This window comes from Sphingobacterium sp. UBA7631, from assembly GCF_002483935.1.
GTDB lineage: Bacteria > Bacteroidota > Bacteroidia > Sphingobacteriales > Sphingobacteriaceae > Sphingobacterium > Sphingobacterium multivorum.
Window position 1 is genome coordinate 281,442 of sequence record NZ_DLIX01000007.1, and the last position, 23,422, is coordinate 304,863.

General features: G+C 40.7%; 21 protein-coding genes. 18 read left to right on the plus strand and 3 right to left on the minus strand.

Annotation, left to right across the window (positions count from 1 at the left end):
- Positions 1-322 precede the first annotated feature (322 nt).
- Genes mutL through B3P16_RS13160 form a run of 4 tightly spaced genes read left to right on the plus strand, consistent with a single transcriptional unit; the run spans position 323 to position 4,907 of the window.
- Positions 323-2,209, plus strand: coding sequence for a DNA mismatch repair endonuclease MutL (mutL, locus tag B3P16_RS13145; RefSeq protein ID WP_286843238.1), 1,887 nt, complete (start codon positions 323-325; stop codon positions 2,207-2,209).
- A 13-nt stretch (positions 2,210-2,222) separates the two neighbouring features.
- Entirely contained in the window at positions 2,223-2,909 is a 687-nt protein-coding gene (locus tag B3P16_RS13150; protein ID WP_112375007.1) for a rhomboid family intramembrane serine protease, read from the plus strand.
- Positions 2,910-2,920: 11 nt separating this feature from the next.
- Positions 2,921-3,799, plus strand: a complete 879-nt coding sequence (locus tag B3P16_RS13155) for a rhomboid family intramembrane serine protease (RefSeq protein WP_286769124.1) — start codon at positions 2,921-2,923, stop codon at positions 3,797-3,799.
- The gene (locus tag B3P16_RS13160) at positions 3,744-4,907 is read left to right on the plus strand and encodes an endonuclease/exonuclease/phosphatase family protein (RefSeq protein WP_231585253.1); all 1,164 of its coding nucleotides are present in this window, start codon (positions 3,744-3,746) and stop codon (positions 4,905-4,907) included. The genes B3P16_RS13155 and B3P16_RS13160 overlap by 56 nt, the downstream gene beginning before the upstream one ends.
- Here B3P16_RS13160 and B3P16_RS13165 read toward each other — a convergent pair.
- Complete coding sequence (locus B3P16_RS13165; RefSeq protein ID WP_112375010.1) at positions 4,897-6,507, minus strand: S41 family peptidase; 1,611 nt, start codon at positions 6,505-6,507, stop codon at positions 4,897-4,899. The two genes, B3P16_RS13160 and B3P16_RS13165, sit on opposite strands and share 11 nt — an antisense overlap.
- A gap of 319 nt (positions 6,508-6,826) precedes the next feature.
- On the opposite strand from B3P16_RS13165, the gene B3P16_RS13170 reads away from it, so the two are divergent.
- The 5 genes from B3P16_RS13170 to B3P16_RS13190 all read left to right on the plus strand — a co-directional run bounded on the left by B3P16_RS13170 (position 6,827) and on the right by B3P16_RS13190 (position 11,707).
- On the plus strand, positions 6,827-7,396 hold the full coding sequence (locus B3P16_RS13170) for a hypothetical protein (RefSeq protein WP_046673680.1): 570 nt from the start codon (positions 6,827-6,829) through the stop codon (positions 7,394-7,396).
- Between the two features lie 141 nt (positions 7,397-7,537).
- On the plus strand, positions 7,538-8,935 hold the full coding sequence (gene fumC, locus B3P16_RS13175) for a class II fumarate hydratase (RefSeq protein WP_070570264.1): 1,398 nt from the start codon (positions 7,538-7,540) through the stop codon (positions 8,933-8,935).
- 48 nt (positions 8,936-8,983) lie between these two features.
- Positions 8,984-9,472 (plus strand): fumarate hydratase, encoded by a 489-nt coding sequence (locus B3P16_RS13180; protein WP_286843240.1) that lies wholly within the window; start codon positions 8,984-8,986, stop codon positions 9,470-9,472.
- A gap of 63 nt (positions 9,473-9,535) precedes the next feature.
- On the plus strand, positions 9,536-10,690 hold the full coding sequence (locus tag B3P16_RS13185) for an MFS transporter (RefSeq protein WP_070570268.1): 1,155 nt from the start codon (positions 9,536-9,538) through the stop codon (positions 10,688-10,690).
- Between the two features lie 15 nt (positions 10,691-10,705).
- Positions 10,706-11,707: an acyltransferase gene (locus B3P16_RS13190; protein WP_286843242.1), complete on the plus strand. Its 1,002-nt coding sequence runs from the start codon at positions 10,706-10,708 to the stop codon at positions 11,705-11,707.
- A 21-nt stretch (positions 11,708-11,728) separates the two neighbouring features.
- On the opposite strand, the gene B3P16_RS13195 is transcribed toward B3P16_RS13190, so the two are convergent.
- The gene (locus B3P16_RS13195; protein ID WP_115049384.1) at positions 11,729-12,193 is read right to left on the minus strand and encodes a copper resistance protein NlpE; all 465 of its coding nucleotides are present in this window, start codon (positions 12,191-12,193) and stop codon (positions 11,729-11,731) included.
- Between the two features lie 191 nt (positions 12,194-12,384).
- Positions 12,385-12,759, minus strand: coding sequence for a DUF3127 domain-containing protein (locus tag B3P16_RS13200; protein ID WP_070570272.1), 375 nt, complete (start codon positions 12,757-12,759; stop codon positions 12,385-12,387).
- 77 nt (positions 12,760-12,836) lie between these two features.
- Here B3P16_RS13200 and B3P16_RS13205 point away from each other — a divergent pair, with 77 nt between their 5' ends.
- From B3P16_RS13205 to B3P16_RS13245, 9 genes are all read left to right on the plus strand, one after another.
- The gene (locus B3P16_RS13205; protein WP_046673747.1) at positions 12,837-14,015 is read left to right on the plus strand and encodes a THUMP domain-containing class I SAM-dependent RNA methyltransferase; all 1,179 of its coding nucleotides are present in this window, start codon (positions 12,837-12,839) and stop codon (positions 14,013-14,015) included.
- Complete coding sequence (locus B3P16_RS13210; RefSeq protein WP_046673674.1) at positions 14,008-14,655, plus strand: HD domain-containing protein; 648 nt, start codon at positions 14,008-14,010, stop codon at positions 14,653-14,655. The genes B3P16_RS13205 and B3P16_RS13210 overlap by 8 nt, the downstream gene beginning before the upstream one ends.
- Positions 14,656-14,906: 251 nt before the next feature.
- Positions 14,907-15,674 carry a glycerophosphodiester phosphodiesterase gene (locus tag B3P16_RS13215; protein WP_046673673.1) on the plus strand — a complete coding sequence of 256 codons (768 nt, stop codon included), beginning with the start codon at positions 14,907-14,909 and terminating at the stop codon, positions 15,672-15,674.
- A 173-nt stretch (positions 15,675-15,847) separates the two neighbouring features.
- Positions 15,848-16,684, plus strand: coding sequence for an endonuclease/exonuclease/phosphatase family protein (locus B3P16_RS13220; RefSeq protein ID WP_286843244.1), 837 nt, complete (start codon positions 15,848-15,850; stop codon positions 16,682-16,684).
- A gap of 232 nt (positions 16,685-16,916) precedes the next feature.
- The gene (locus tag B3P16_RS13225; protein ID WP_286843245.1) at positions 16,917-17,747 is read left to right on the plus strand and encodes a DUF4197 domain-containing protein; all 831 of its coding nucleotides are present in this window, start codon (positions 16,917-16,919) and stop codon (positions 17,745-17,747) included.
- Positions 17,748-18,183: 436 nt separating this feature from the next.
- Entirely contained in the window at positions 18,184-19,446 is a 1,263-nt protein-coding gene (gene pepT, locus B3P16_RS13230; protein WP_286843246.1) for a peptidase T, read from the plus strand.
- 17 nt (positions 19,447-19,463) lie between these two features.
- The gene (locus tag B3P16_RS13235; RefSeq protein WP_236560304.1) at positions 19,464-20,027 is read left to right on the plus strand and encodes a nitroreductase family protein; all 564 of its coding nucleotides are present in this window, start codon (positions 19,464-19,466) and stop codon (positions 20,025-20,027) included.
- 209 nt (positions 20,028-20,236) lie between these two features.
- The gene (locus B3P16_RS13240) at positions 20,237-22,906 is read left to right on the plus strand and encodes a TonB-dependent receptor (protein ID WP_286843247.1); all 2,670 of its coding nucleotides are present in this window, start codon (positions 20,237-20,239) and stop codon (positions 22,904-22,906) included.
- Positions 22,857-23,411 carry a hypothetical protein gene (locus tag B3P16_RS13245; protein WP_286843250.1) on the plus strand — a complete coding sequence of 185 codons (555 nt, stop codon included), beginning with the start codon at positions 22,857-22,859 and terminating at the stop codon, positions 23,409-23,411. Before B3P16_RS13240 ends, B3P16_RS13245 begins: the two co-directional genes overlap by 50 nt.
- The last annotated feature ends 11 nt before the right edge of the window (positions 23,412-23,422 follow it).

The window sequence follows — 23,422 nt, forward strand, 5'->3', positions numbered from 1 at the left end:
TGCGAATTATGCGGTTTCTGTTCGTAGGGTGGCTCGGTTATTGCGAAGGGAATATTTTTCCAGCTCGATATCAGCTGTGTTTTACACAGGTGTTAGACAACGCACACTGACTTTGACGTCAACTGGGAAGCGTCATATTTAATGACTAAATACGTTTACAGGTTCTTTGCGGCTGTAAACAGTTGGTCGTTGCTATTCCATTTTCATTTGTATAAATGAACGCATTACACGCTTTTGTTTTTAAAGAACATGTGGAATGTCCGATTGATTTTCGTCAGTGTTTATACGCTGCAAACATGGATATTTCTTAACTTTGTATTATATGTCGGATATTATTCAATTACTTCCAGATAATGTTGCTAATCAGATTGCGGCGGGAGAAGTGGTGCAGCGACCAGCGTCTGCAATTAAAGAATTGATTGAGAATGCTATTGATGCTGGAGCTGACAAAATAAAACTTATTGTTAAAGATGCAGGCAAGTCGTTGATTCAAGTCATTGACAATGGTTGTGGTATGAGCGTAACTGATGCTCGCCTTTGTTTTGAGCGCCACGCAACATCAAAAATCCGTAAGGCTGAAGACTTATTTGCTATTCGTACGATGGGTTTCCGTGGTGAGGCGATGGCATCCATTGCCGCAATTGCACAGGTCGAACTCAAAACACGCCGTATTGAAGATGAGCTAGGTACAGTCGTTGAAATAGAGGGATCAAAAGTTGTCAACCAATACCCCGAAGCTGTTGCTGCCGGGACAAATATTTTAGTTAAAAATCTTTTTTACAATATTCCTGCACGGAGAAACTTTCTAAAGAGCAACTCGGTAGAAATGCGTCATATCATTGATGAATTTCAACGTATTGCTTTATCGAACCCACAGATTTTCCTAACCTTACATAGCGACGGAAATGAAATCTACCATTTGCCGGCAGAGACACTAAAACAACGTATTGTCCATATTTTCGGAAACAATTACAATCAGCGTCTTGTCCCTGTGGAAGAAGATACATCCATCATCAAGGTAGAGGGCTTTGTGGGGAAACCTGAGTTTGCGAAAAAAACTCGTGGTGAACAGTTTTTCTTTGTCAACAAACGCTTTGTGCGTGATCCATACCTGCACCACGCTGTCATGAACGCCTATGAAGATATTCTGCAGGCAGAAACATTTCCTTTCTATGTCTTATTTATCGACATAGATCCTGCACGCATTGATATCAACGTGCATCCGACCAAGACTGAAATTAAGTATGAGGACGATAAAGCCATTTATGCAATTATCCGTTCAGCCGTAAAAAGATCATTGGGACGGTACAACATCATGCCATCCTTGGATTTTGAACAGGAGACTAGCTTCACCAATCTCATTACAAAAAAGGCACTGGATGAAATTATCGTTCCAACAGTTACCTTTAATCCGGACTTCAACCCCTTTGATACAGACAAATCGAAATCCAATTCGAGCTACAGCCGTTCAGAAAGCTACGCTGAAGGACTTAACAAGAAAACAGGTGGCATACCCAGCAATTGGGATTCTTTGTATCAAATCGTCGAAAAGGAGGAATCTGTTCAGTTACCATTGCATGGCGAGCCGGAATTACGTACCGATGACCCGCAGATCATCCAGGTTGAAGATAAATCATCCTCGAAGCTCTTTTTCCAGTTACATAATAAATATATTGTTTCGCAGATTCACTCCGGATTTATCCTGATCGATCAGCAAGCGGCACATGAACGCATTCTCTTTGAGCAATTTCTCTCACAGCTGGACCAACATAAAGGTCTAAGTCAGCAAAGTTTGTTTCCCCAGACTTTGTATCTGAATGCTGCGGATAATGAGTTAATGAAGGACCTCCTGGAGGACATCAACGGCTTAGGCTTTCAAATTCGTGAATTTGGAAAAAATTCCTATATTATTGACGGAATTCCTGCAGATTTAGGGACGGGATTCGACGAAATAAAGATGATTGAGAAAATATTGGAGGATTACAAAAACAATCAATCTGAGTATAAGCTCGCTAAGCGCGAAAACCTCGCAAAAAGCCTGGCCCGTAATGCGGCCATTAAACCTGGTACCGCATTGGACAATACAGCAATGGCAGAGCTTGTGGACAGACTTTTTGCTTGTCACTCACCCAATATCTCCATCTATGGAAATCCTGTAATTGTAACATTTACATTGCAAGAATTGACGGAAAAATTTGGCAAAAATTAGAAGATAAAAATATATGTTTCCACAACTGACACCTGTTATCAAGAATTTATTGATCATCAATATCATATTTTATATTGGATCTCAACTTGTACCTGTAGCATATGATTATCTTGCAGTCTATTACCCGGACTCGCCATATTTTAAAATCTGGCAAGTGATCACGCATATGTTTATGCATGACAAAAACAATATTACCCATATCTTCTTCAATATGTTTTCCCTGGTCATGTTCGGTCCTATGATTGAGCAGGTGCTTGGGTCAAAACGTTTTTTAAATTTCTACCTGGTTTCAGGAATTGGCGCTTGGTTCCTTTATACGGCTGTGAATGGCATACAACTTTATAATGCGACGGGTTCTTTCGCTCCGCTACATGGCATGAGCGGGAACGAACTTATTTCCATGGCCAATACCGGGAACAACGAAGCATTAACCTACCTCATTCCAATGTTGGGTGCTTCGGGAGCTATTTATGGCGTACTATTGGCATTTGCCTACCTTTTTCCAAACATACCGCTTCAATTTTTGTTTATTCCTGTACCAGTCAAAGCGAAGTATATGATCGGTGGATTTATCCTCATCGAAATATACATGAGCTTATCTAGACCAGGAGATTCTGTGGCTCACCTGGCTCACGTCGGTGGTGCACTATTTGGCTATCTACTGCTTAAACTGTGGAAGATTAGAAAAGGAATTTATTAATATCGTGCGCAATGAATAACATCGGTTTAAAAGATTTTTGGAGACAAACCTATAAAACTGGCTCGCCCGTACCTTTGGTGATCAGTATCCAGGTTTGTTTATTTGTCCTCATTTATTTTTTAGACCTACTCTTCGAATTAAAAATTGTACCACAAAGCTTTTTGGAACCTACGGTGCGTCTATTAAGTTTACCGAGTAATTTCTCAAGTTTCATTGCACAACCCTGGTCATTGGTTACATCGAATTTCGTTTACGTCAAACTTTGGACCATACTTTTTGATAGTCTCTGGCTTTATTGGGTCGGTCAGATCTTTTTTACCTTCTTAAACACGCGGCAATTTCTGTTTGTCTATATTGCCTCATGGCTGCTCGGCAGCGTGCTCTATATGGGCTTTGGGTCACTTATTCCCATGCCAAGTAACTTACAGCTTATGGGAGGCTCTCTCCCCTTGGCAGCGGTATTAGCCGCGATTGTGACTTTGGTCCCCAAGTATGAGCTACGGCTTCTGCTTCTGGGTAACATCAAGCTAAAATTAGTGGCCATTGTCTATTTTGGATTAGAATTTCTTGCCCTTACGATGACGAATCGACCTGCTGCCATTTCGTATTTTGCTGTTGTCCTTTTTGGAATGGGCTTCACTTATGCGCTAAAATCGGGGATGGACTGGTCTACAATTTTTCAGAAAAAACAACAGAAGCCTGCAAAAATGAAAGTCGTTGTGGGTAACAATATACCGACAAATCGGAAACATCGTTATGACTTACCCAATCAGGATGAAATCGATGCTATCTTAGATAAAATTTCTATTTCTGGCTACGACAGTCTAACGAACCATGAAAAAGAAACGCTCTTTAGGGCAAGCAATAGTGGTGACAAGGTTGATGGATAGAAGGACATTTTTAAGGAGAAAACTGGGCTTTATCAGTAAAACAATGTTCCTGGCAAATATGCTTGCGATCGTTGCTTTACTTATGAGTTATTCGGCGACCTTCATTAATCCCAAATCCTTTTGGCCGATTGCATTTATGGGCTTAGGCTACCTTCCGATCCTCCTTATTAATATTGGATTTATCTTTTATTGGCTACTCCGCAAACGGAAAATTGCGCTTTATTCGCTCATAACGATCCTCATTGGGTGGCCTTTTTTAACTAAGCATTGGAATATTCGCAAAGAGAATGCCCCTGTATCATCGGAGGTACGTACGCTTCGCATCATGACTTTCAATGCTCATCTGTTCAAGAAGGTAAACGATGAGAAAAAGAACTTTAAAGCCGACGTTGTCCGCATTATTGACAGCATCTCTCCTGATGTGATCTGCTTTCAGGAATATATTAGCAAGATTAAGGGAAAACATGTTTTCTCTGAGGAATTCAAAGATAAATTGGGATATGACTATTTTTTCTTTGAACCGAGCTCTAAAAACGATTATGAGGCGTATGGAATGGCTGTTCTTTCGCGTTTCCCGATCTATGATTCAGGAACCATCAGAGACAACGATTACGGAATCAACCGGATTAGTTATGTTGATATCAAAAAACAGGACACCCTGATCCGCATCTACAATATACATCTACGTTCTTTTGCGCTGCAAAATGAAGACAAGGAATTTATCCAAAACCTGTCCAATAATAATGAATCGGATAATTCGAGGACCCGTAAATTGAGCCGCAAACTTAAGAATGCCTTCGAGCTACGCAGCGAACAGGCGCATTCGTTAAAGAAGCACATGAATGAATGTCAATATCCTTATATTGCCGTAGGTGATTTCAACGATACGCCAATGAGCTACTCGGTCAATTTAATTGGAGATGGTTTGTACAATGCGTTTAAGGAGAAAGGTAACGGCTGGGGAGTGACCCATCATGCCCTCCTACCGATCTTTCAGATCGACTATATTTTTGCTAGCCAGAAATTTCAGGTAATGAATTATCAGATTGTCAAACAGAAATTATCGGATCATTACCCCGTGTGGTCTGATCTTAGGCTTAAACCTTAGGCATCTGATAACCCAATGTTTTAAGTCCTATTTCAATAAATTTATCCCTTCGATTTTTGATTTTATAATAGGCCTCACGACCAAAATAATAGCGACCGACCAAGGCTTCGATATCGGATTGAATCAAATCATGTAAGTTTTTTGCTTCTTTGGCGGTGACCGAAATCCGCTTCTGACTGTTGAGATATGAAATAAATAGATCAAATTCTGTTGTCGGTAAGTGGTAACCGCTAATAAAATTCTCTATAGAATATGCGGGCAAATGTTTCGTGAAGCGATCATAAACAAATTCTTCGATCGCATTGGAATGAAATATCTCGCGGTATTTGGCACTGGTTTCGTTGGTGTCAATCGGAATAGTAACATCCGGAAGAATACCACCACCACCAAAAACAAGTTTCCCTTTGCTGGTGGTAAACATTTCTTTTTGGCTGAATTCAGTGTCCATCGTCCATAGATCGAAGCCTGTCATGTATTTCGCAGCATCAAAATTGGCGCGTGTGTATTTTCGCTGAATGCATCTTCCAAGAGGGGTATAGTAGCGAGCTACAGTCAGATTGATTGCAGAGCCATCCGAAAAGTCAAATTGTTCTTGTACTAAGCCTTTACCATAGGACCTGCGGCCGACAATCGTTGCCCGATCCAGATCCTGAAGAGCACCGCTCAGGATTTCGCTTGCTGATGCCGTACTTTCATTGATTAGCACAATGACCCTGCCGTCACCAAAATCACCAGCTTTCTCCGAATAGAAATCCTGGCGCAGTTCATTGGCACCCTCGGTATACATCAACAATCTTTTTTCTTTAAAAAATTGCCCCGCCAGATCAATCGCCGTATGGACAAATCCACCACCATTGTTACGCAGATCCAAAATAAGATCCTGCGCCCCACTTTTCCGTAAATCTATGAGCGACTGTCTGAATTCGTCTGCTGTCTTATGCCCAAATCTCCGAATTTTCACATAAGCTGTTTTCGGAGCGATCATATAGGATGCATCTAAGCTGGAAACATTTACCTGATCGCGAATGACTTTTATTGGATTGGCCATTACCACTCCATTACGTTGAATAGCAATCAATACAGCTGTTCCTTTCTTTCCACGGATTAACCTTTCAATTTCGGACTCGGTTACCTTTCTTCCGACAAGATCCTTATTCCCGATCTTTAAAATGCGGTCGCCGATACGCATACCTGCTTTTTCAGCGGGACCAGCAGCAACCATTCCAACAACAAGTAGCGTATCTTTCAGGCGGAAATACTCCACACCGATACCATCAAATGTTCCTTCAAGCGTTTCCTGCTTTGCAAGCACTTGATTCGGCCTTAAAAAGGTGGAGAAAGGATCTAAACGGGATACGACATGTTCAATGGCTTCGTCTTGAACGGTATCTATACTGACATTATCAACGTAATTCTCAGCAATTAATTGAATGAGATATTGTAATTTGTCCGAGTTGCCATTCGAGCGTAGACTCGAAAAGGTTGTTTTTTGGTTGCTTCCCTGCTCCTCGGCATAATTTTGCCCCAACAGCAAGCCAAGAAGCAATACTGCAGCATATGTAGCGGCTACAAAAATATTTCGTTTAATACTTTTCTGCATGGGAAATCTTCATGAATTATCGAAGATGAGACAAACTATTCAACAATTAATTACTTCATCAAAAATAGCAAGTTTATTCGGTTAAACGAGCACCTGAACCCATATTTTTACATTAAAAATAAAAAGTTCCCTTCCTTGTTTTCAGGCGGAAACAGCGTCTTCCATGGCTAGAAGTCTTTGTAAAAAATTAAAAAATAACAACAGAACAGCCGATAAGGGCACCGAACATTTAATTTCAACAGATGAAGATGATGTCTTTAATTTAACTTGCAAATGCGCGTAAATTTATCTTAGTTTGAATTGAAAAAGATTCCACTTTATGCACGAAATCGAACCTTATTACAACTGGCGGGACTATTACATTGCCGCTGAAGATGAACAATCCCCATTTTATGGTACAATCTATAGCGAATTCGATTTTGACAAGCAGATCTATAATTTTCTTTTGCACCCACAATGGGACGAATTCGGTTCGCTTACCTTATATCTAAAAATACTATTTGTGGACTATGAAAAACAATACTGTATTATCGAGCTGATTGGTGAATGGAATGATGCGATCTACAATGATATTATGTTGCTCAAGCGAGAAATTATCGATGTATTGATCAGTCAAGGCATCAAGTATTTTATTCTAATCGGGGAGAATGTACTGAATTTTCATGCTTCAGACGACTCTTACTATGAGGAATGGTTTCAGGATATCGATGATGGCTGGATTGCTGGCGTCGGTTTCCGTGAACATGTGATCGAAGAGTTCCAGCAACAGAATATAGATTATTACATTAATTTCGGTGGCGCATTGAATGAGCTACCTTGGCGGGCATTAAAACCGAAACAAGTTTTCCACCATGTGAATGATTCCTTAACAAAACGTCTTGGTTTTTAGATCTGCTTATTGGGTTTTATTCTCAATCCTTATTCTTTAATCCTTGCTCTTTACTGTATTATCCTGTAACTTTGTAATTGATGTATTAGGTGCTTCGCACATATACTTATAATTTTTACGTTTTACTTATACTTACATACTATGTCATTCAGAATTGAAAAAGACACGATGGGTGAAGTTCAAGTCCCTGCAGACAAATACTGGGGTGCACAGACAGAGCGTTCACGCAACAACTTTAAAATCGGACCGGCAGCTTCGATGCCACACGAAATCGTCGCAGGCTTTGCTTATTTGAAAAAAGCAGCTGCTTATGCTAACCACGAGTTGGGGGTATTACCTGTAGAGAAACGTGATGCAATCGCTACCGTATGTGATGAGATCTTAGCGGGCAAATTGGATGACCAATTCCCATTGGTTATCTGGCAAACGGGTTCAGGTACACAATCCAATATGAATGTAAATGAGGTTGTCGCAAACCGTGCACAAGTATTGGCTGGACATAAGATCGGTGAAGGCGAACCTGTGTTAAAAGCAAATGATGATGTAAATAAATCGCAATCATCTAACGATACTTTCCCTACAGGAATGCATATCGCGGCGTATAAAGCTGTTGCAGAAGTTACAATTCCAGGTGTAGAAAAATTGCGTGACACATTAGCTAAAAAAGCTGAAGAGTTTAAAAATGTCGTAAAAATTGGCCGTACACACTTAATGGATGCTACTCCGTTGACTTTAGGTCAAGAGATTTCAGGTTATGTCGCACAATTGAACCATGGTCTGAAAGCTTTAAGAAATACACTTTCGCATTTATCAGAACTTGCATTGGGAGGTACTGCAGTAGGGACAGGATTAAATACTCCAAAGGGGTATGACGTTGTCGTTGCTAAATATATCGCCGAATTTACAGGCCTACCTTTCGTAACCGCTGAAAACAAATTTGAGGCATTGGCAGCTCATGACGCAATCGTTGAAACACACGGTGCATTAAAGCAATTGGCTGTAGCATTAAATAAAATTGCAAACGATATCCGTATGTTGGCTTCTGGCCCACGCTCAGGTATCGGTGAAATCCTGATCCCGGAGAACGAACCAGGATCATCGATTATGCCAGGTAAAGTTAATCCAACGCAATGTGAAGCATTGACAATGGTCGCGGCACAAGTGATGGGTAATGATGTGGCTATTACGATTGGTGGAACGCAAGGTCACTATGAACTAAACGTGTTCAAACCATTGATGGCGGCAAACTTCTTGCAATCTGCTCGCCTATTAGGGGATGCTTGTGTTTCATTTGAAGAGCACTGTGCAGCTGGTATTGAGCCGAACTACAAACGCATCAAAGAATTGGTTGACAACTCATTGATGCTGGTAACCGCTCTAAACACAAAAATTGGTTATTATAAATCGGCAGAAATCGCGCAGACAGCGCATAAAAATGGCACTACGCTTAAAGAAGAAGCAGTGCGTTTAGGTTATGTGACTCCTGAAGATTTCGATGCTTGGGTAAAACCAGAAGATATGGTTGGAAGTTTAAAATAAGCTGTGACTTTTATTTCAATAAAAAATATACGAACAAAAACATACCTATTGGCGCTTGCCATAGGTATGTTTTTCTTTTTTACAGCCTGCAAATTCAATTCGGATATGCAGAGCGAAGGTGCCCCCTTTTTACAGGGAGAATGGGTCCAAGACAGCATTCCTGGACAGCAGCAGATGATGCAATACACCTTGACCGACTTCAAGTTTACCTGTGACTCTGTTTACGCGACCATGCACGTCAACAATAAAGTACAAATCATACCAGATAGCTGTTACAAAAATGGCTCCTGGACAGAACATGCAAAAGGTATTTATGTTTTGCGCGGAGACTCCATCATTGTCGATGGTATCTATACCAAGGAGAATGGCAAACAGAAGATTTCAGGTTGCTATCTTTCCGGTCAGTATATCCCCCGCTTTAAAGTCGTTTATCATGCTGCAGATTCGGTGGTACTGGAAAGCAGGTTAGATCAACGTCAGATCATCTTAAGAAAGACTAAAAATATTACTTGTGTCCCTCAAAAAAGGTATCAATAATTTTTAGTACAATCTATTTACTATCTTCGTACCATTATCGTACAACCTCAACCTTAAAATACAATGAACAAAGGAATTATCGCTTTGGCATTTGGCGGACTTGCCATCGGAATGACCGAATTCACGATGATGGGCATCCTGCCTGACATTGCCAAAGATCTTCATATCGAAATCCCTACCGCTGCTCACCTGATTGCACTCTACGCACTGGGAGTCGTTGTAGGTGCCCCAACATTAGTGCTATTTACAGGAAAATATCCTCCGAAGAAGGTATTACTCTTTTTAATGCTGCTCTTTTTTATCTTCAATGGCCTTTTCAGTATTGCACCGGGACAGTTTTTGATTAGTCTCTCCCGTTTTATGGCCGGACTTCCCCATGGAGCATTTTTTGGTGTTGGGTCTGTCGTGGCAGCAAGACTGGCTCCGAAAGGAAAAGAAGCACAGGCTATATCCATTATGTTTACCGGAATGACTATTGCCAATTTGGCTGGAGTACCACTCGGCACCTATTTAGGCCATCATTATTCATGGCGTTTAACGTATGGTATTATCAGTATATTGGGATTAATCACTTTTGCAGCAATTTATGCATGGATGCCAAAAATTGAGGCCGCCAAAGGAAATAATATCTTTAGTCAGTTAAACTTCTTCAACAAAAAAATTGCCTGGTTATTAATGGCTATTATTGCCATAGGTACCGGTGGACTTTTCGCCTGGATCAGCTACATCGCGCCTTTGGTGACCAATGTGTCGGGCATCGCTGCTGATCGTGTCCCCTTGATTATGATCCTGATCGGTGTTGGTATGTTTTTCGGAAATCTTATCGGCGGAAAACTGGCTGATACAATCTCCCCAACCAAAGCGGCAATCGCGAGTTTCTCCGCTATGGCGATATGCCTTGTGATGGTTTACTTTATATCACCACTGGGCTGGACAGCCTATCCTTTAGCCTTTATTACAGGACTGGTGTCCTTCACTATTGGTTCGCCGACACAACTGATGTTGATCCGCGCCTCAAAAGAAGCAGCAACATTGGCCGCAGCAGGTGGTCAGGCAGCCTTTAACCTCGGGAATACCTTAGGTGCATTTTTAGGTGGAATCCCAATAACCTGGGGTTTAGCTTATAATACACCTTCCCTCGTTGGTGTGGGCATGGCGAGCATTGGAGCACTCCTGACTTTGCTATATTTGAAAGTCTACGACAATAAAACTCAATAAAAACAGCATAATCAAATGGCGCGAACAAGTTATATCAGTATACTACGTATTGTTGCGATATTCCTCGTTATCTTGATTCATTCCTCTTCGGGCTACTTAAACAGCAATGAATTTGAATCATTCGACTGGAGTTATGCCAATTGGCTCAATAGCTTCTCGCGCTTTGCGGTACCCCTGTTTGTCGTTATTTCAGGTGCCCTCCTGTTACAGAAAGACGAAAGTACGGGACAATTTTATCGGAAACGTTTATTGAAAATTGTCCCGCCTTTTCTTTTTTGGAGCATCGTCTATCTTTTCTATTATTTTGTCCGTTATATCGATTTTGACTATATCGGTTTTCCACAAGTTATCAACATTGTGTTAATTCGCTTAAAGTCAGGAACGAATGCGCACCTTTGGTACCTATATATGATACTTGGGCTCTACCTTGCAGTTCCTTTCATACGCAAAATTGTGGGCAACTGCAGTAAGAGAGAGCTTGAGATCTTTTTGGGATTGTGGTTTGCAGCGTTATTTTTTACGAATAAATGGTTCAATAGTTACCTACCTAATTTTGACCTGACCTTTTTCTCGGGTTATGCAGGCTATTTGGTCTTGGGCCATTACTTACGTAATTACCCTATCCCAATGGTAAAATTGTCAAGTTTTACATTTTTTCTGATCTGCTGTTTAATTACAGCATCGGGGACATATTATCTAAGTAGCTCCCGAGGTGAATTTGATCCGACACTTTACAACTATCTTTCCCCCAACATCGCATTGAGTGCAGGCTTTTTATTCGTCTTCGTGCAAGGCCTTAAACTCCCAGAACAACTCAACGCCTTCTGGGGATTTATCGACATCCACAGCTTTGGCATTTACCTTTGCCATATTTTGCTGCTCAATTATATTCATCCTTTGCTTCCTTTATCCACTTTGTGGAAAATCCCGGCAGCAACGGTGCTCACGTTGTTGGCTAGCGCCCTACTGACCTATTTATTACGAAAAGTTCCATACGGTAAATACATCAGTGGCTAATTCCGTTATCGGAGCTTCGTTTTACAATTTCTCGCCTTCGACCTTATTGTATACATAAAGATGCGCATTGGGGCCTTCAATCGCATGGCCTTCCTGATCTAGCCCAATCAGCTTGTTTTCACCCACCTTCAGTTTCATATTTGTTTCCTTCCCTGTGAGATGAACAACGGATCCGTTGTCGTGCCACATGACTTTACCACTATCTTCGACCTTGGTATTTTTATTAATATATTCACTGACGATGGCAAAGGTATTATCATTTTTTAAGGTGATATTTGTTTTGATACCTTCACAATCAGCACAGGGAATAGTAGCTTCATAGGTACCGGCCCAATCCAACGAATTCTGCGATGTATGGGCAGTATCCACCGCCACAGTCTCATGTGCAGTGGAATCTGCGGTTGTATGCTGACTATCTTTTGAGGTTTGATTACATGCACTTAGCGAAATCATTGCTAAGCAAGAGAACAATACGGTTAATTTCATATCTGTTGTTTTTGATGTACGATACCATATAGCAAGCAATTTCAGCGCCAAGAAAAATCAGGCACGCCTACTGGATTCCAAAGAAAAAAGGCTTCTTGAGGAAGCCTTTCTATCGTAAATAACTGTATTGCGAACAGTTTAAATAATCTATTTGCTACCGCGTGGCGATAGGCTATACAATCCTATTCAGATTAAAATGGTAGATCGTCATCATCTGATGAACCCGCCAAATCTACAGGGGCAGGCATATCTGCGTAACCTGGAGAAGATGGAGCTGGAGCAGCATTACCTAATTTTGTAACACGCCATGCTACTAATGAATTGAAATAAGTTGTTACGCCATCTTTATTAGTCCAAGGACGACCACGAAGATTAAAAGATACTTCTACCTCTTCACCAATTGCAAGGTTATCAAAAATTGACGTTCTGTCTTGTGTTGCTTCAAAACGGATATACTCAACAAATTGTGGGTTTTCGGCATAAGCTACAATCATATCGCGTTTTTTGAATGATTCTGTCACTTGTTGTGTCGCTCCTATCTCGTGTACTTTTCCTCTAATTTCCATAATCAAAAAAATAAATATTAAAGCGTAAAATTAAGCAATTTTTGAGGAAGAGTTTAATTAACTTTGTACAAAATATGATGGAAGTTTTCAACACCCCCAATAAAGTTATTATAACGTGCAATAAGCGCTTATCACCTTATTTGCAACAGGAAGTTAAAGAGTTAGGTTTTGACATTGTCAGGGCATTCCCTACAGGAGTAGAATTAAAGGTCAGTATAAACGATACGATCAAGCTTAATCTGAACCTACGCACAGCCTCTCAGATTTTGTATTCGTTAAAGGAGTTTACAGCCAATAATCCGACGGAGCTCTATGAAGAATTGAGTAAAATTGCCTGGGAAGAACTTATTCAATTTGACGGATATTTCTCTGTCAGCTCTAATGTTGATAATGAGACAATCAGCACGCCTTTATTTGCAAACGTAAAGGTTAAGGATGCAATTGTGGACCGTATAAAGGAAAAAAAAGGTCTGCGCCCTAATTCAGGTCCGGACAATAATAAAGCGGTTGTCCACTTGTACTGGAAAGATGACCGTGCTGAAATTTTTCTCGATACCTCAGGCGAGACACTGGCAAAACATGGTTACCGTAAGATCCCTGGAAAAGCGCCAATGCTGGAAGCTCTTGCAGCCTCAACAATTATTGCTTCCAAATGGGATGGTAATTCACCTTTTGTAAATCCGATGTGTGGATCCGGAACTTTAGCCATTGAGGCGGCACTGATAGCAACAAACAGAAAACCAGGGTTGCTGCGCATGAACTATTCATTTATGCATTTCATCGGTTATGATGAAACAGTTTTCTTCCAGGAGCGCCGACTACTCAAAGATCAGATCAATAAAAAAGCGGCTCCACAAATTATTGCAAGCGATATTTCGGAGGAGGCAATCAACGTCTCAAAGATGAATGCAAGAACTGCTGGTGTGGAGCAATTAATTTCGTTTGAAGTATGCGATTTTGCCGAAACACACGTTCCTAAAGAAGGTGGTGTCATTTTATTCAATCCTGAATACGGTGAACGTCTGGGCACGCACAGCAAGTTAGAGATTACCTATAAGCGTATGGGGGATTTCATGAAACAGGAGTGCAAAGGTTATAGAGGCTATATATTTACCGGAAATCCAGATCTGGCAAAGAAAATCGGGCTACGTGCGTCCCGACGCATAGAATTTTATAATGGTAAATTAGATTGTAGATTATTAGAATACGAATTATACGAGGGTACTCGCGAAAAAACAAAAGTATTGTATGAATAACATTATTGAGCGCACAGTAGCATTTGTGCAAGATCGATTGAAATTTGCAGAAGCAGGCCACGATTGGTCGCATATTCAACGCGTATGGAACAATACGAAGTTAATTTTAGAAGATGAAGAAGCGGATGTTATGGTCTGCGAATTGGCGGCACTGTTACATGACATCGCTGACAGTAAATTCCATGATGGTGATGAAACAATAGGCCCTCGTGTTGCCGGAGAGTTTTTGGCAAGTCTAGAAATTTCACCTGAAATCATTGACCATGTGAAGAAAATCATCTTCAATATGTCTTTCAAAGCAAGTTTGGGGGAAGTGTCATTCCATTCAAAAGAGATGGAAATCGTGCAAGATGCAGATCGTTTGGATGCTATCGGTGCAATAGGCATTGCCCGTGCGTTTAGCTTTGGTGGTAATAAAGGCCGTGAGATGTATAATCCGAACATTCCTGTTCAAGAATATAAGGATAAGGAAGCGTACAAACATTCGGAAGCTCCTACAATCAATCACTTCTACGAAAAGCTATTATTGTTAAAGAATAAGATGAATACAGAGGCTGCAAAAAAAATAGCAGCACATCGTCATGACTATATGCTCAACTTTCTGGATGAGTTTATGGCTGAATGGAATGGTAAAAAATAAATTACACTTAACAATTCCTAAATATAAAAGTGGTACTTTAGATCTTGTACATCGAGATAAAAAGTACCACTTTTTTTGTTCCATGTAAAATCAGCTTTTAAACAAATTTGTAAGAAACGATCCTGTCACCAAGGTCGATTTTTACTGCTAGTATCGTAATCGGTATTATAAATACATAGAATAGGAATAAATCACCGAGTGAAACGTGCACATTATGCCGTTGAAAACAAACACTCATACATAATTATAGCATGAAAAAACATATTTTTAGCTGTCTGACACTGGCTATGGTAATCTCATCCTCCGCATTATTCGCACAAACGAAAGCCATTGCACATCGTGGCGTATGGAAAAACAGCCATCTTCCGCAAAATTCCATTGCTTCCTTAACAGCGGCCCACGAACTCAAGCTCTTCGGATCCGAGTTTGATGTACATTTGACCAAAGACAATATTCTTGTGGTCAACCATGACAATGATTTCTACGGCATTGATATCGCAACGGCAACCTACAAAGAGCTCTTAGAAAAGAAACATCCTAACGGTGAATCCATTCCCACGTTGGAAGAATATATTAATGCTGGAAAAAAATTAAAGGGTTTACGCCTTATCCTTGAGTTGAAAATCAATAAACTTGGGGTCGAGCGTACGCTTGAAGCGACCACAAAAACGGTTGAAATGGTCAAAAGCTTAAAAGCTGAGAAAATTACGGATTACATTTCCTTCAGCTTTGAAGCTTGTCAAAAGATCCACGAATTGGCTCCTAAGGCTAATATCCAATATCTTACAGGAGATAAATCTCCTTCAGATGTAAAAGCTGCTGGGATTAATGGGGTGGATTATCACTTTTCCGTCTTTAAAAAGAATGCGACATGGCTGAAAGATGCGCATCAACTTGGTATGAAAGTGAATGCATGGACCGTAAACACAGAAGAAGAAATGACAAATCTAATCGATCAGAAAATTGATTTTATTACCACTGATGAACCTGAGTTGTTGCTCCGCATATTAAAGAAATAAGGACAAACCGAGTGAACAAAGGACATTTATAGCGATGAAACTAAACACTCGTGTCGCCCGAGGCAGCATGATTGCCTTTATATAAAGAATAAATGATGAACAAATAACCGAGTGAAACAAGTTCATTTAAACACATGAAGATCACTCATAAATAGCATAAATAATTCAAATAAATGAAAAAAAGTCTTTTTCTCGTTATAGCACTGTGTTTATCTTTCCTATCGTATGGGCAGGAATTTATTGCAGGCAGTTATAATATACGCCAAAGAAATACCGTCGATGTCGATAACATGTGGAACGACCGGAAAGTCCCGCTTACCAATCTGATCAAATACCATGGTTTTGATATCTTTGGTATCCAAGAAGGTTTTTTTGATCAGGTTCAAGATCTCAAAAAGCTCCTTCCTGGATTTGATTACGTGGGTGTAGGTCGCGACGATGGTGCACAAGAGGGCGAGCACTCGGCGATTTATTACAATACAAATCGCTTTAAAGCGATAAAGAGTGGAACTTTCTGGCTTTCAGCCACAGATACCGAACACCCGAATAAAGGCTGGGATGCAGCACTACCGCGAATCTGTACCTGGGGTATCTTTGAAGACAAGGCCAACAAAAAACGCTTTATCTTTATGAATACACATTTTGACCATATCGGTCGTACTGCACGTACCGAAAGTGCAAAATTGATTCTGACAAAAGCAAAAGAGTTTGCCAAAGACCTACCATTAATTTTAACAGGCGACTTCAACGTCGATGAAAAAGATGATGCTTACTTCACCTTGGCCAATAGCAAAGTGGTCACTGATGTACATGAATTGGCAACATTTAAATATGAGCCCAATTCTTCTTTCAATGGTTGGGGCAAAAGCATTAGACCAACAGGCCGCATAGACCATATTTTTATCACCAAACCTTTCCAAGTAAAAAAATATGGTATCCTCACCGATACATACATGAATAAATTTCCATCGGATCACTTTCCAGTAGCAACGACACTCTCCTGGAAATAATATTTTGTTAATAACAACAACCCTATAACACAAACAGCAGGTCCGCTTAGGATCTGCTGTTTTATTTTGTGGGACAGCTTTTATTTACACCGCATCGGGAATAGCGACTCAGCACGCTGTAGCGTATCTGCTACGATTCCCGACAATAGCTATGGTTCGTTTGCAATTGGTTTAAACTTTCACATAAATTAACAGTCGATATGTTTAATTTTGACAGCAAAACAAAAACATAATGAAATTTCCACTATTATATTGTACACTATTTGTCTCCGGATTACTTTATTCCAATGCAAGCGAAGCACAGATTTTTAAGAAAATCAATGAGACATTGGCAAAAGCAAATCAGGGCCAGACCGACAGTACTAAAACGACGTCGACATCAAAGACGACAACATCAAATACGACTGCAATAGCATCAAAATCCAACACTTTGGCATCTTTGTCCAATAAGGATGCATCGTTGGGGATCAAACAGGCTTTAAGCAACGGCTTAAATCTGAGTATCGAATCTCTAGCCAAGAAGGATGGTTTTCTGGGAGATGCAGCAGTAAAGATTTTGATGCCTGCCGAAGCACAGAAAGTAGAAAAAACGCTTCGTGCTGTTGGGATGGGGAAATTGTGCGATCAGTTTATACAGAGCATGAACAGAGCTGCGGAGGGAGCCGTTAAAGAGGCTGCCCCAGTATTTGTCAATGCACTTTCGAAGATGACGATTACAGATGCAACCAACATTCTTTTAGGTAGCAAAGAAGACGCCGCGACAACGTTTTTTAAAACAAATACATCGACCGAATTAACAAACAAGTTTAGTCCTGTTATCAAATCTGCCATGGGTACAAACAATGTGGACCAGTACTGGACCCAATTGACAACAGCTTACAACAACCTTCCTTTAGGCAATAAAGTGGAGACAAATCTTACGGCATATGTTACGCAGAAAGCAATAGATGGTCTATTTATCAAAGTTGCCGACCAGGAGTCAAAAATTAGACACAACATAGGTGGCAGTAGAAATACCAATATCCTGCAGAAGGTATTTGGTTACGCTGATCAAAAGAAATAGAACACGATTTACATGTAAAAAAAGGACCTGTCAACAATTTGATAGGTCCTTTTTTTATCTGAAATTGTCTGGTCTTATTGGCCAGGAAGAACCTTCAGTTTGCTTTCATTGCTGTTGGTGTCTGCGAAGTCATGAAGGTTTTAATTGATGCAGGACCATCATGATTTCTTTTTTCCTATCCATGGATAAACCAAACAGCTCAAAAGATCTCCAGCACAATGCTATCTAGCGATACATTTTCTTTAGCGGTACATTCTCTTTGGGAAAATTAGGATTCTATCCGCTCCGATCCCTTTCTGTTATTGCCCATTTGTTACAATAGCGTCAAACGCATGTATGAAGGGTAAATTGTTTGTAAATGCAACCAAATTAAATTGCAAATAAAAAGCAATTTATCTAAGTTTGACCACCCTTATCACATTAGGGCTATTAAAAAATGAGCACATTTGAGATCAACAACATAAGTGATTTTTCGGTATCCGAAAGATTTCAACGCTATGTACAGATTGACACACAATCTGATGCAAATTCACCAACATGTCCTTCTACAGAAAAGCAAAAGAACCTAGGAAAGTTACTTGTAACGGAGTTACTGGCATTGGGTATTTCAGACGCGGCAATGGATGAAAATGGATATATTTACGCAACTATTCCATCCAATACCACAAAGCAAGTTCCCGTTATCTGTTTCTGTTCTCATATGGATACATCTCCGGACTCTTCTGGAAAAGATGTAAAACCACTGGTTCATGCTAACTATCAGGGCCAAGATCTTGTGCTTCCTGACGACAATAGTATTATCATCAAATATGCCGAACATCCCGATCTAGCCAATCAAATTGGCCATGATATCATTACAGCGAGTGGCACTACTTTACTCGGTGCAGATGACAAAGCAGGTGTGGCCGAAATCATGGATGCTGCACGTTTATTAATGAAACACCCTGAAATCAAACATGGTGACATCAAAATTCTTTTTACGCCAGATGAGGAGATTGGCAGAGGGGTTGATAAAGCAGATTTAAAACGTTTAGCAGCAGATTTCGCTTATACCATGGATGGTGAAAGAGCCGGAACCATCGAAGATGAAACATTTTCCGCAGATGGAGCTACATTAATTATTCATGGCGTATCGGTGCATCCAGGTTTTGCTAAAGGGAAGATGCAAAGCGCCATCAAAATCGCCAGTGCAATAATTGAGGCGCTACCGAAAGATAGGCTTTCACCTGAAAGCACCAACAAAAAAGACGGTTTCGTACATCCTGTTCATATCAGTGGATCTGTGGAAAAAGCAGAAATTCAATTTATCGTACGTGATCACGTTACGGCCAATCTCAAGAAACATGAAGATGAACTGGAAGATATAGCAAAATCAATCGTGGAGCAATATCCAAACTGTACTTATACTTTTGTTGTAAAAGAACAATACCGTAATATGAAAGAAGTGCTGGATCAGCATCCTGAAATTATGGAAATCGGGATGGAAGCCATCAACCGAGCAGGAATGGTAGCCGAAAGAAGAAGTATCCGTGGTGGAACAGATGGCTCCCGTCTTTCGTTTATGGGGCTGCCTTGTCCAAATATTTTTGCCGGAGGGCATGCTTTCCATGGAAAACAAGAGTGGGTAGCTGTACAAGATATGGAAAAAGCCGTCAAAACAATTTTGCATGTTGTATCTTTATGGGAAGAAAAAGCATAAAGGAAAAATAAATTATAATGAAAAACGACGTATTAAAGGCAATACACTACAGAAGATCAGTATTTCAAGCTTCCTTCACTGAAGAAGAAGTCAGTAAAGAAGATATCTTGAGTATCTTGGAAGCGGCCAATGCTGCTCCAACACATAAAAGGACACAACCTTGGCGTTTTGTCATCTTCCGCAAAGAGGGATTGGAACGTTTGGGCACGGAGTTATCACGTATTTACAAATCGGTAACACCAGCAGAGAAGTACACTGAAGCAACAGAAATAACAATGGGCAAAAAAGCAACACAGTCAAACGTTGCGATCGCTATTGTTGTCAATTATACAGGTGAAGTTCCCGAATGGGAAGAATTGGCCTGTACAGCTGCAGCAGTTGAAAACATGTGGTTAGCTGCACACTCGCTAAACATTGGTGGATACTGGGCGACTCCCGGTTTAATCAATCACTTGGGTGGTTTCTTAAATCTCGAAGAAAATCAAAAATGTATTGGTCTATTCTACTTAGGACACCATCAATCTGAGGCACGCGAACCTATCCGCACACCAATTGCAGATAAAATTCGTTGGGAAGAATAAATCTTCTCAACTTTATAATAAACAGCGAGCGGCTTAGAGGTATCTGAGCCGCTCGCTGTTTATAGGTTAATTAATTATGCATGACGGACCATCAAAACCCATTTTTATTAAATATTTCATAATGAGATCTTAACCATTTAACAATCTTGCAGAGATAATTTCGCAACATACTTGTGACAGACGCTAATCAACTAAAAAGTGAAATTATTATGCAAAGAAACATCGTTTGGTTAATGGTATTAACCATTATTACATTTTTCCAAATTCCAACCAACAGTTGGGCTCAGGGTACCGAAGCGACGATTACAGGTCGGATCATAGACAACAATGGGCCTGTAAAAGGAACATCTGTATCGGTAAGGAATGAATCAACAGGATTTAAACAAACGACACTGACCAACCAAAATGGTGTCTATACCTTTCAGCAATTACCTTTGGGTTCGCCATACAGCATCACAATCAACCACGTTGGCTATGCAGAACAAAAAAAGACTGACTATAAATTGAGCTATGGTGACGAACTCAATGTGGATTTCACCTTATCATCAGCTGAAAATAAATTGGATGAAGTTATCGTTCAAGGCACTGCGGCTGACCTAAAAAACAAGATCAAGACATTGGGTGCATCTACTGCCATTACGGCCAATGACCTCAAAAAAATGCCTGTAAATGGACGTAATTTTTCCTCTCTGATTGATTTATCGCCTGTCAGCAGTGGTACAAATCTAGCTGGACAGCGCGCTTCATCGACCAATTTTACGGTAGACGGAATGAATTCGCGCAGCACAGTGGCAGGTGGAAATAGCGGCGGAGCTTATTCAATCTCCATGGAAGCCATTCGAGAGTTCAAAGTAGTGACCAATGACTACGATGTCACATTCGGTCGCAGCGGTGGGGGCAGCATTACCACCGTAACCAAATCCGGTACAAATACGTTAACTGGAAGTGCATTTACTTTTGCCCGGGCAGGTTGGCTTTCGAGTAAGTACAACCTCAATGGAACAGCCCGAAAACAAAAATTCTCCACCTATCAATATGGATTCTCACTTGGAGGTCCAATCATAAAAGACAAAGCTCACTTCTTTGTAACTTGGGACCGTCAGATGGACACCCGTCCTCTTCAGATCGCAGACATTCAAACAACGGAGGACATTGCACGTTACAAAGTAACCCAGGCTACATTAGATGAGTTTACCCGCATTGCTGTAGGTAAATATGGTGCAAGTGCCGATCGCCTGTTTGGTTCCTTTGACAAGAAGAAAAAGACCGACGCGGCCTTCGCCCGCATTGATTGGCAATTGAACGATAAAAACTTATTGACTATTCGGAACAACTTTGTCTACGACATGGACAATCAACAAGAGGGAGACAATACAGGCATCAATGCTTTTGAATCCTACACCAACAGAAGGTATATTAACAACAGCCTCATGGCCTCCTTGCGCACGTCGATCAGTTCCAAATTGACCAACGATTTGAAGGTGCAACATTTTTATGAGCGTTCTGAAGCACAGCACAATGTAGCTGGATTTGATCAGTCACACAGTATTCCACGTGCGATCGTTGAATCTGTTCAATCGGTGGACGGCACAAATAAATATACCAATTCAATACAGCTTGGTGGTCAGCGTTATGCACCAGAATGGTTCAACGGAAATATGTTACAACTGGTCAACAACCTCTATTATAACACAGATAAAATCAAATATACCTTCGGTGCAGATGTCATGTATACGAACATGGATTTCCGCTACGGCAGCGAAATGAATGGTCGTTTCTATTTTACTGGTCTACAAAATTTCGATAACCTGACTCCTTATCGCTATGCCCGTGATGTATATATGACTGACAAAGAAAACACCTTGGTCAACAATCTAGCTGTAGGTCTCTATGGACAGATGGAAGCTAAAATCGCTAGGGGTCTTGATGTTGTCGGCGGCCTACGTCTGGACAATACGAAATACCTAAAGAAGGCTACATTCAACCAAACAGTCTATGACGAACTGGGCCTTTCAACCGATAATGGTATCAACACTTTTCAGATACAACCCCGCGTGCAGTTCAACTGGGATATCAATGAAGAAAAGAAAAATATAATCCGTTTTGGCGCTGGTATATTCGGTTCGGCCCTCAACCCCTATTCTATGTTAAACAATATGTTGTTTGATGGCTCACGCATTGCCGGTGTAGATATTACTGACCCTACTTTAATTCCCAAACCAAATTTTGCAGGATATCGCCAAGACCCCGATACAGCTCCAGGGCGCGAACTGCTGGACAACCCGAAGATCGAAAAACTTGTCACCATCAATACCAATAGCAAGGATGTAAAAGTGCCAACTGTATATAAAGCGAATATTTCCATCAATCACTTTTTCACACCTTCGCTACGCATCGGTTTAAGCGCTTACGGAACCTGGGGGCGCAACAATTATATGTATGTAGATCGCAATATGGTGGAGGATCCTTACTTTAGGCTGACTGCCGAAGGTAACCGTGGGGTGTATGTTCCAGCATCAAGCATCAATACGACAAACGGTGCCGCCAACTGGACCAATAGCCGTAAAACAAAACAAATAGGCCGCGTACTGGAAATGAACAGTGAAGGAAAAAACAATTCTTATACGGTTGTGCTGGACGGAACTTATCGTTATTATAAAGACGGGCAGATAACCGTATCTTACACCTGGAACGACACAAAAGACAATACCTCTTACAACGGCAACGTCGCAAACTCCGCTACCCTTTCGCTGATGGTGAAAGATGATCCACGCGACTTGAGTACGATGACGTATTCGGACAATCAATTCCGCCATAAAGTTGTTTTTTATGGTACTATGCCCATCGCTATGGGGTGTATCTATGGGTTTACGTTTTAGCGGAATTGCAGGAACACGCTATTCCCTAGCGGTTAATGGGAATGTTAATGGTGATTTTGTCAATTCCAACGATCTTGCCTTCGTTTACAACCCCAGCAATAAAAACACACCCGATTACATCAAATCGGGCATTCAAGCTATTTTGGATGATCCAAAGGCAGAACAGAGCATTAAAAAATACATCAATGGTAACCTCGACCGCATCGCCGAAAGAAACGGCGGCATCAATGGTTTTTACGGTGTATTTGACTTACATTTGGCTAAAAATCTAAAAGTTTACAAGAAACATGGCATTGAAGCTTCGATAGACATTTTCAATGTAGCCAACCTATTGAAAAAAACTTGGGGCGTAGGACACAATCTGGGTAAGCAAAATCTATATGCCATCAAAAGCTTTGATGCAACCAGTCAACAATATATTTATAATATGAGTTCTGGTGTGGGAGTATCCAATTTAAATGGTAATCCTTATCAAGTACAATTAGGCCTGAGATATGCATTTTAAGTAATTCAGAC

Bases quoted from the DNA above. Each gene is read 5' to 3' on its own strand.
- mutL (WP_286843238.1), top strand. From the start codon at position 323: ATGTCGGATATTATTCAATTACTTCCAGATAATGTTGCTAATCAGATT.
- B3P16_RS13150 (WP_112375007.1), top strand. From the start codon at position 2,223: ATGTTTCCACAACTGACACCTGTTATCAAGAATTTATTGATCATCAAT.
- B3P16_RS13155 (WP_286769124.1), top strand. From the start codon at position 2,921: ATGAATAACATCGGTTTAAAAGATTTTTGGAGACAAACCTATAAAACT.
- B3P16_RS13160 (WP_231585253.1), top strand. From the start codon at position 3,744: ATGAAAAAGAAACGCTCTTTAGGGCAAGCAATAGTGGTGACAAGGTTG.
- B3P16_RS13165 (WP_112375010.1), bottom strand. From the start codon at position 6,507: ATGCAGAAAAGTATTAAACGAAATATTTTTGTAGCCGCTACATATGCT.
- B3P16_RS13170 (WP_046673680.1), top strand. From the start codon at position 6,827: ATGCACGAAATCGAACCTTATTACAACTGGCGGGACTATTACATTGCC.
- fumC (WP_070570264.1), top strand. From the start codon at position 7,538: ATGTCATTCAGAATTGAAAAAGACACGATGGGTGAAGTTCAAGTCCCT.
- B3P16_RS13185 (WP_070570268.1), top strand. From the start codon at position 9,536: ATGAACAAAGGAATTATCGCTTTGGCATTTGGCGGACTTGCCATCGGA.
- B3P16_RS13190 (WP_286843242.1), top strand. From the start codon at position 10,706: ATGGCGCGAACAAGTTATATCAGTATACTACGTATTGTTGCGATATTC.
- B3P16_RS13195 (WP_115049384.1), bottom strand. From the start codon at position 12,193: ATGAAATTAACCGTATTGTTCTCTTGCTTAGCAATGATTTCGCTAAGT.
- B3P16_RS13200 (WP_070570272.1), bottom strand. From the start codon at position 12,759: ATGGAAATTAGAGGAAAAGTACACGAGATAGGAGCGACACAACAAGTG.
- B3P16_RS13205 (WP_046673747.1), top strand. From the start codon at position 12,837: ATGGAAGTTTTCAACACCCCCAATAAAGTTATTATAACGTGCAATAAG.
- B3P16_RS13210 (WP_046673674.1), top strand. From the start codon at position 14,008: ATGAATAACATTATTGAGCGCACAGTAGCATTTGTGCAAGATCGATTG.
- B3P16_RS13215 (WP_046673673.1), top strand. From the start codon at position 14,907: ATGAAAAAACATATTTTTAGCTGTCTGACACTGGCTATGGTAATCTCA.
- B3P16_RS13220 (WP_286843244.1), top strand. From the start codon at position 15,848: ATGAAAAAAAGTCTTTTTCTCGTTATAGCACTGTGTTTATCTTTCCTA.
- B3P16_RS13225 (WP_286843245.1), top strand. From the start codon at position 16,917: ATGAAATTTCCACTATTATATTGTACACTATTTGTCTCCGGATTACTT.
- pepT (WP_286843246.1), top strand. From the start codon at position 18,184: ATGAGCACATTTGAGATCAACAACATAAGTGATTTTTCGGTATCCGAA.
- B3P16_RS13235 (WP_236560304.1), top strand. From the start codon at position 19,464: ATGAAAAACGACGTATTAAAGGCAATACACTACAGAAGATCAGTATTT.
- B3P16_RS13240 (WP_286843247.1), top strand. From the start codon at position 20,237: ATGCAAAGAAACATCGTTTGGTTAATGGTATTAACCATTATTACATTT.
- B3P16_RS13245 (WP_286843250.1), top strand. From the start codon at position 22,857: ATGGTACTATGCCCATCGCTATGGGGTGTATCTATGGGTTTACGTTTT.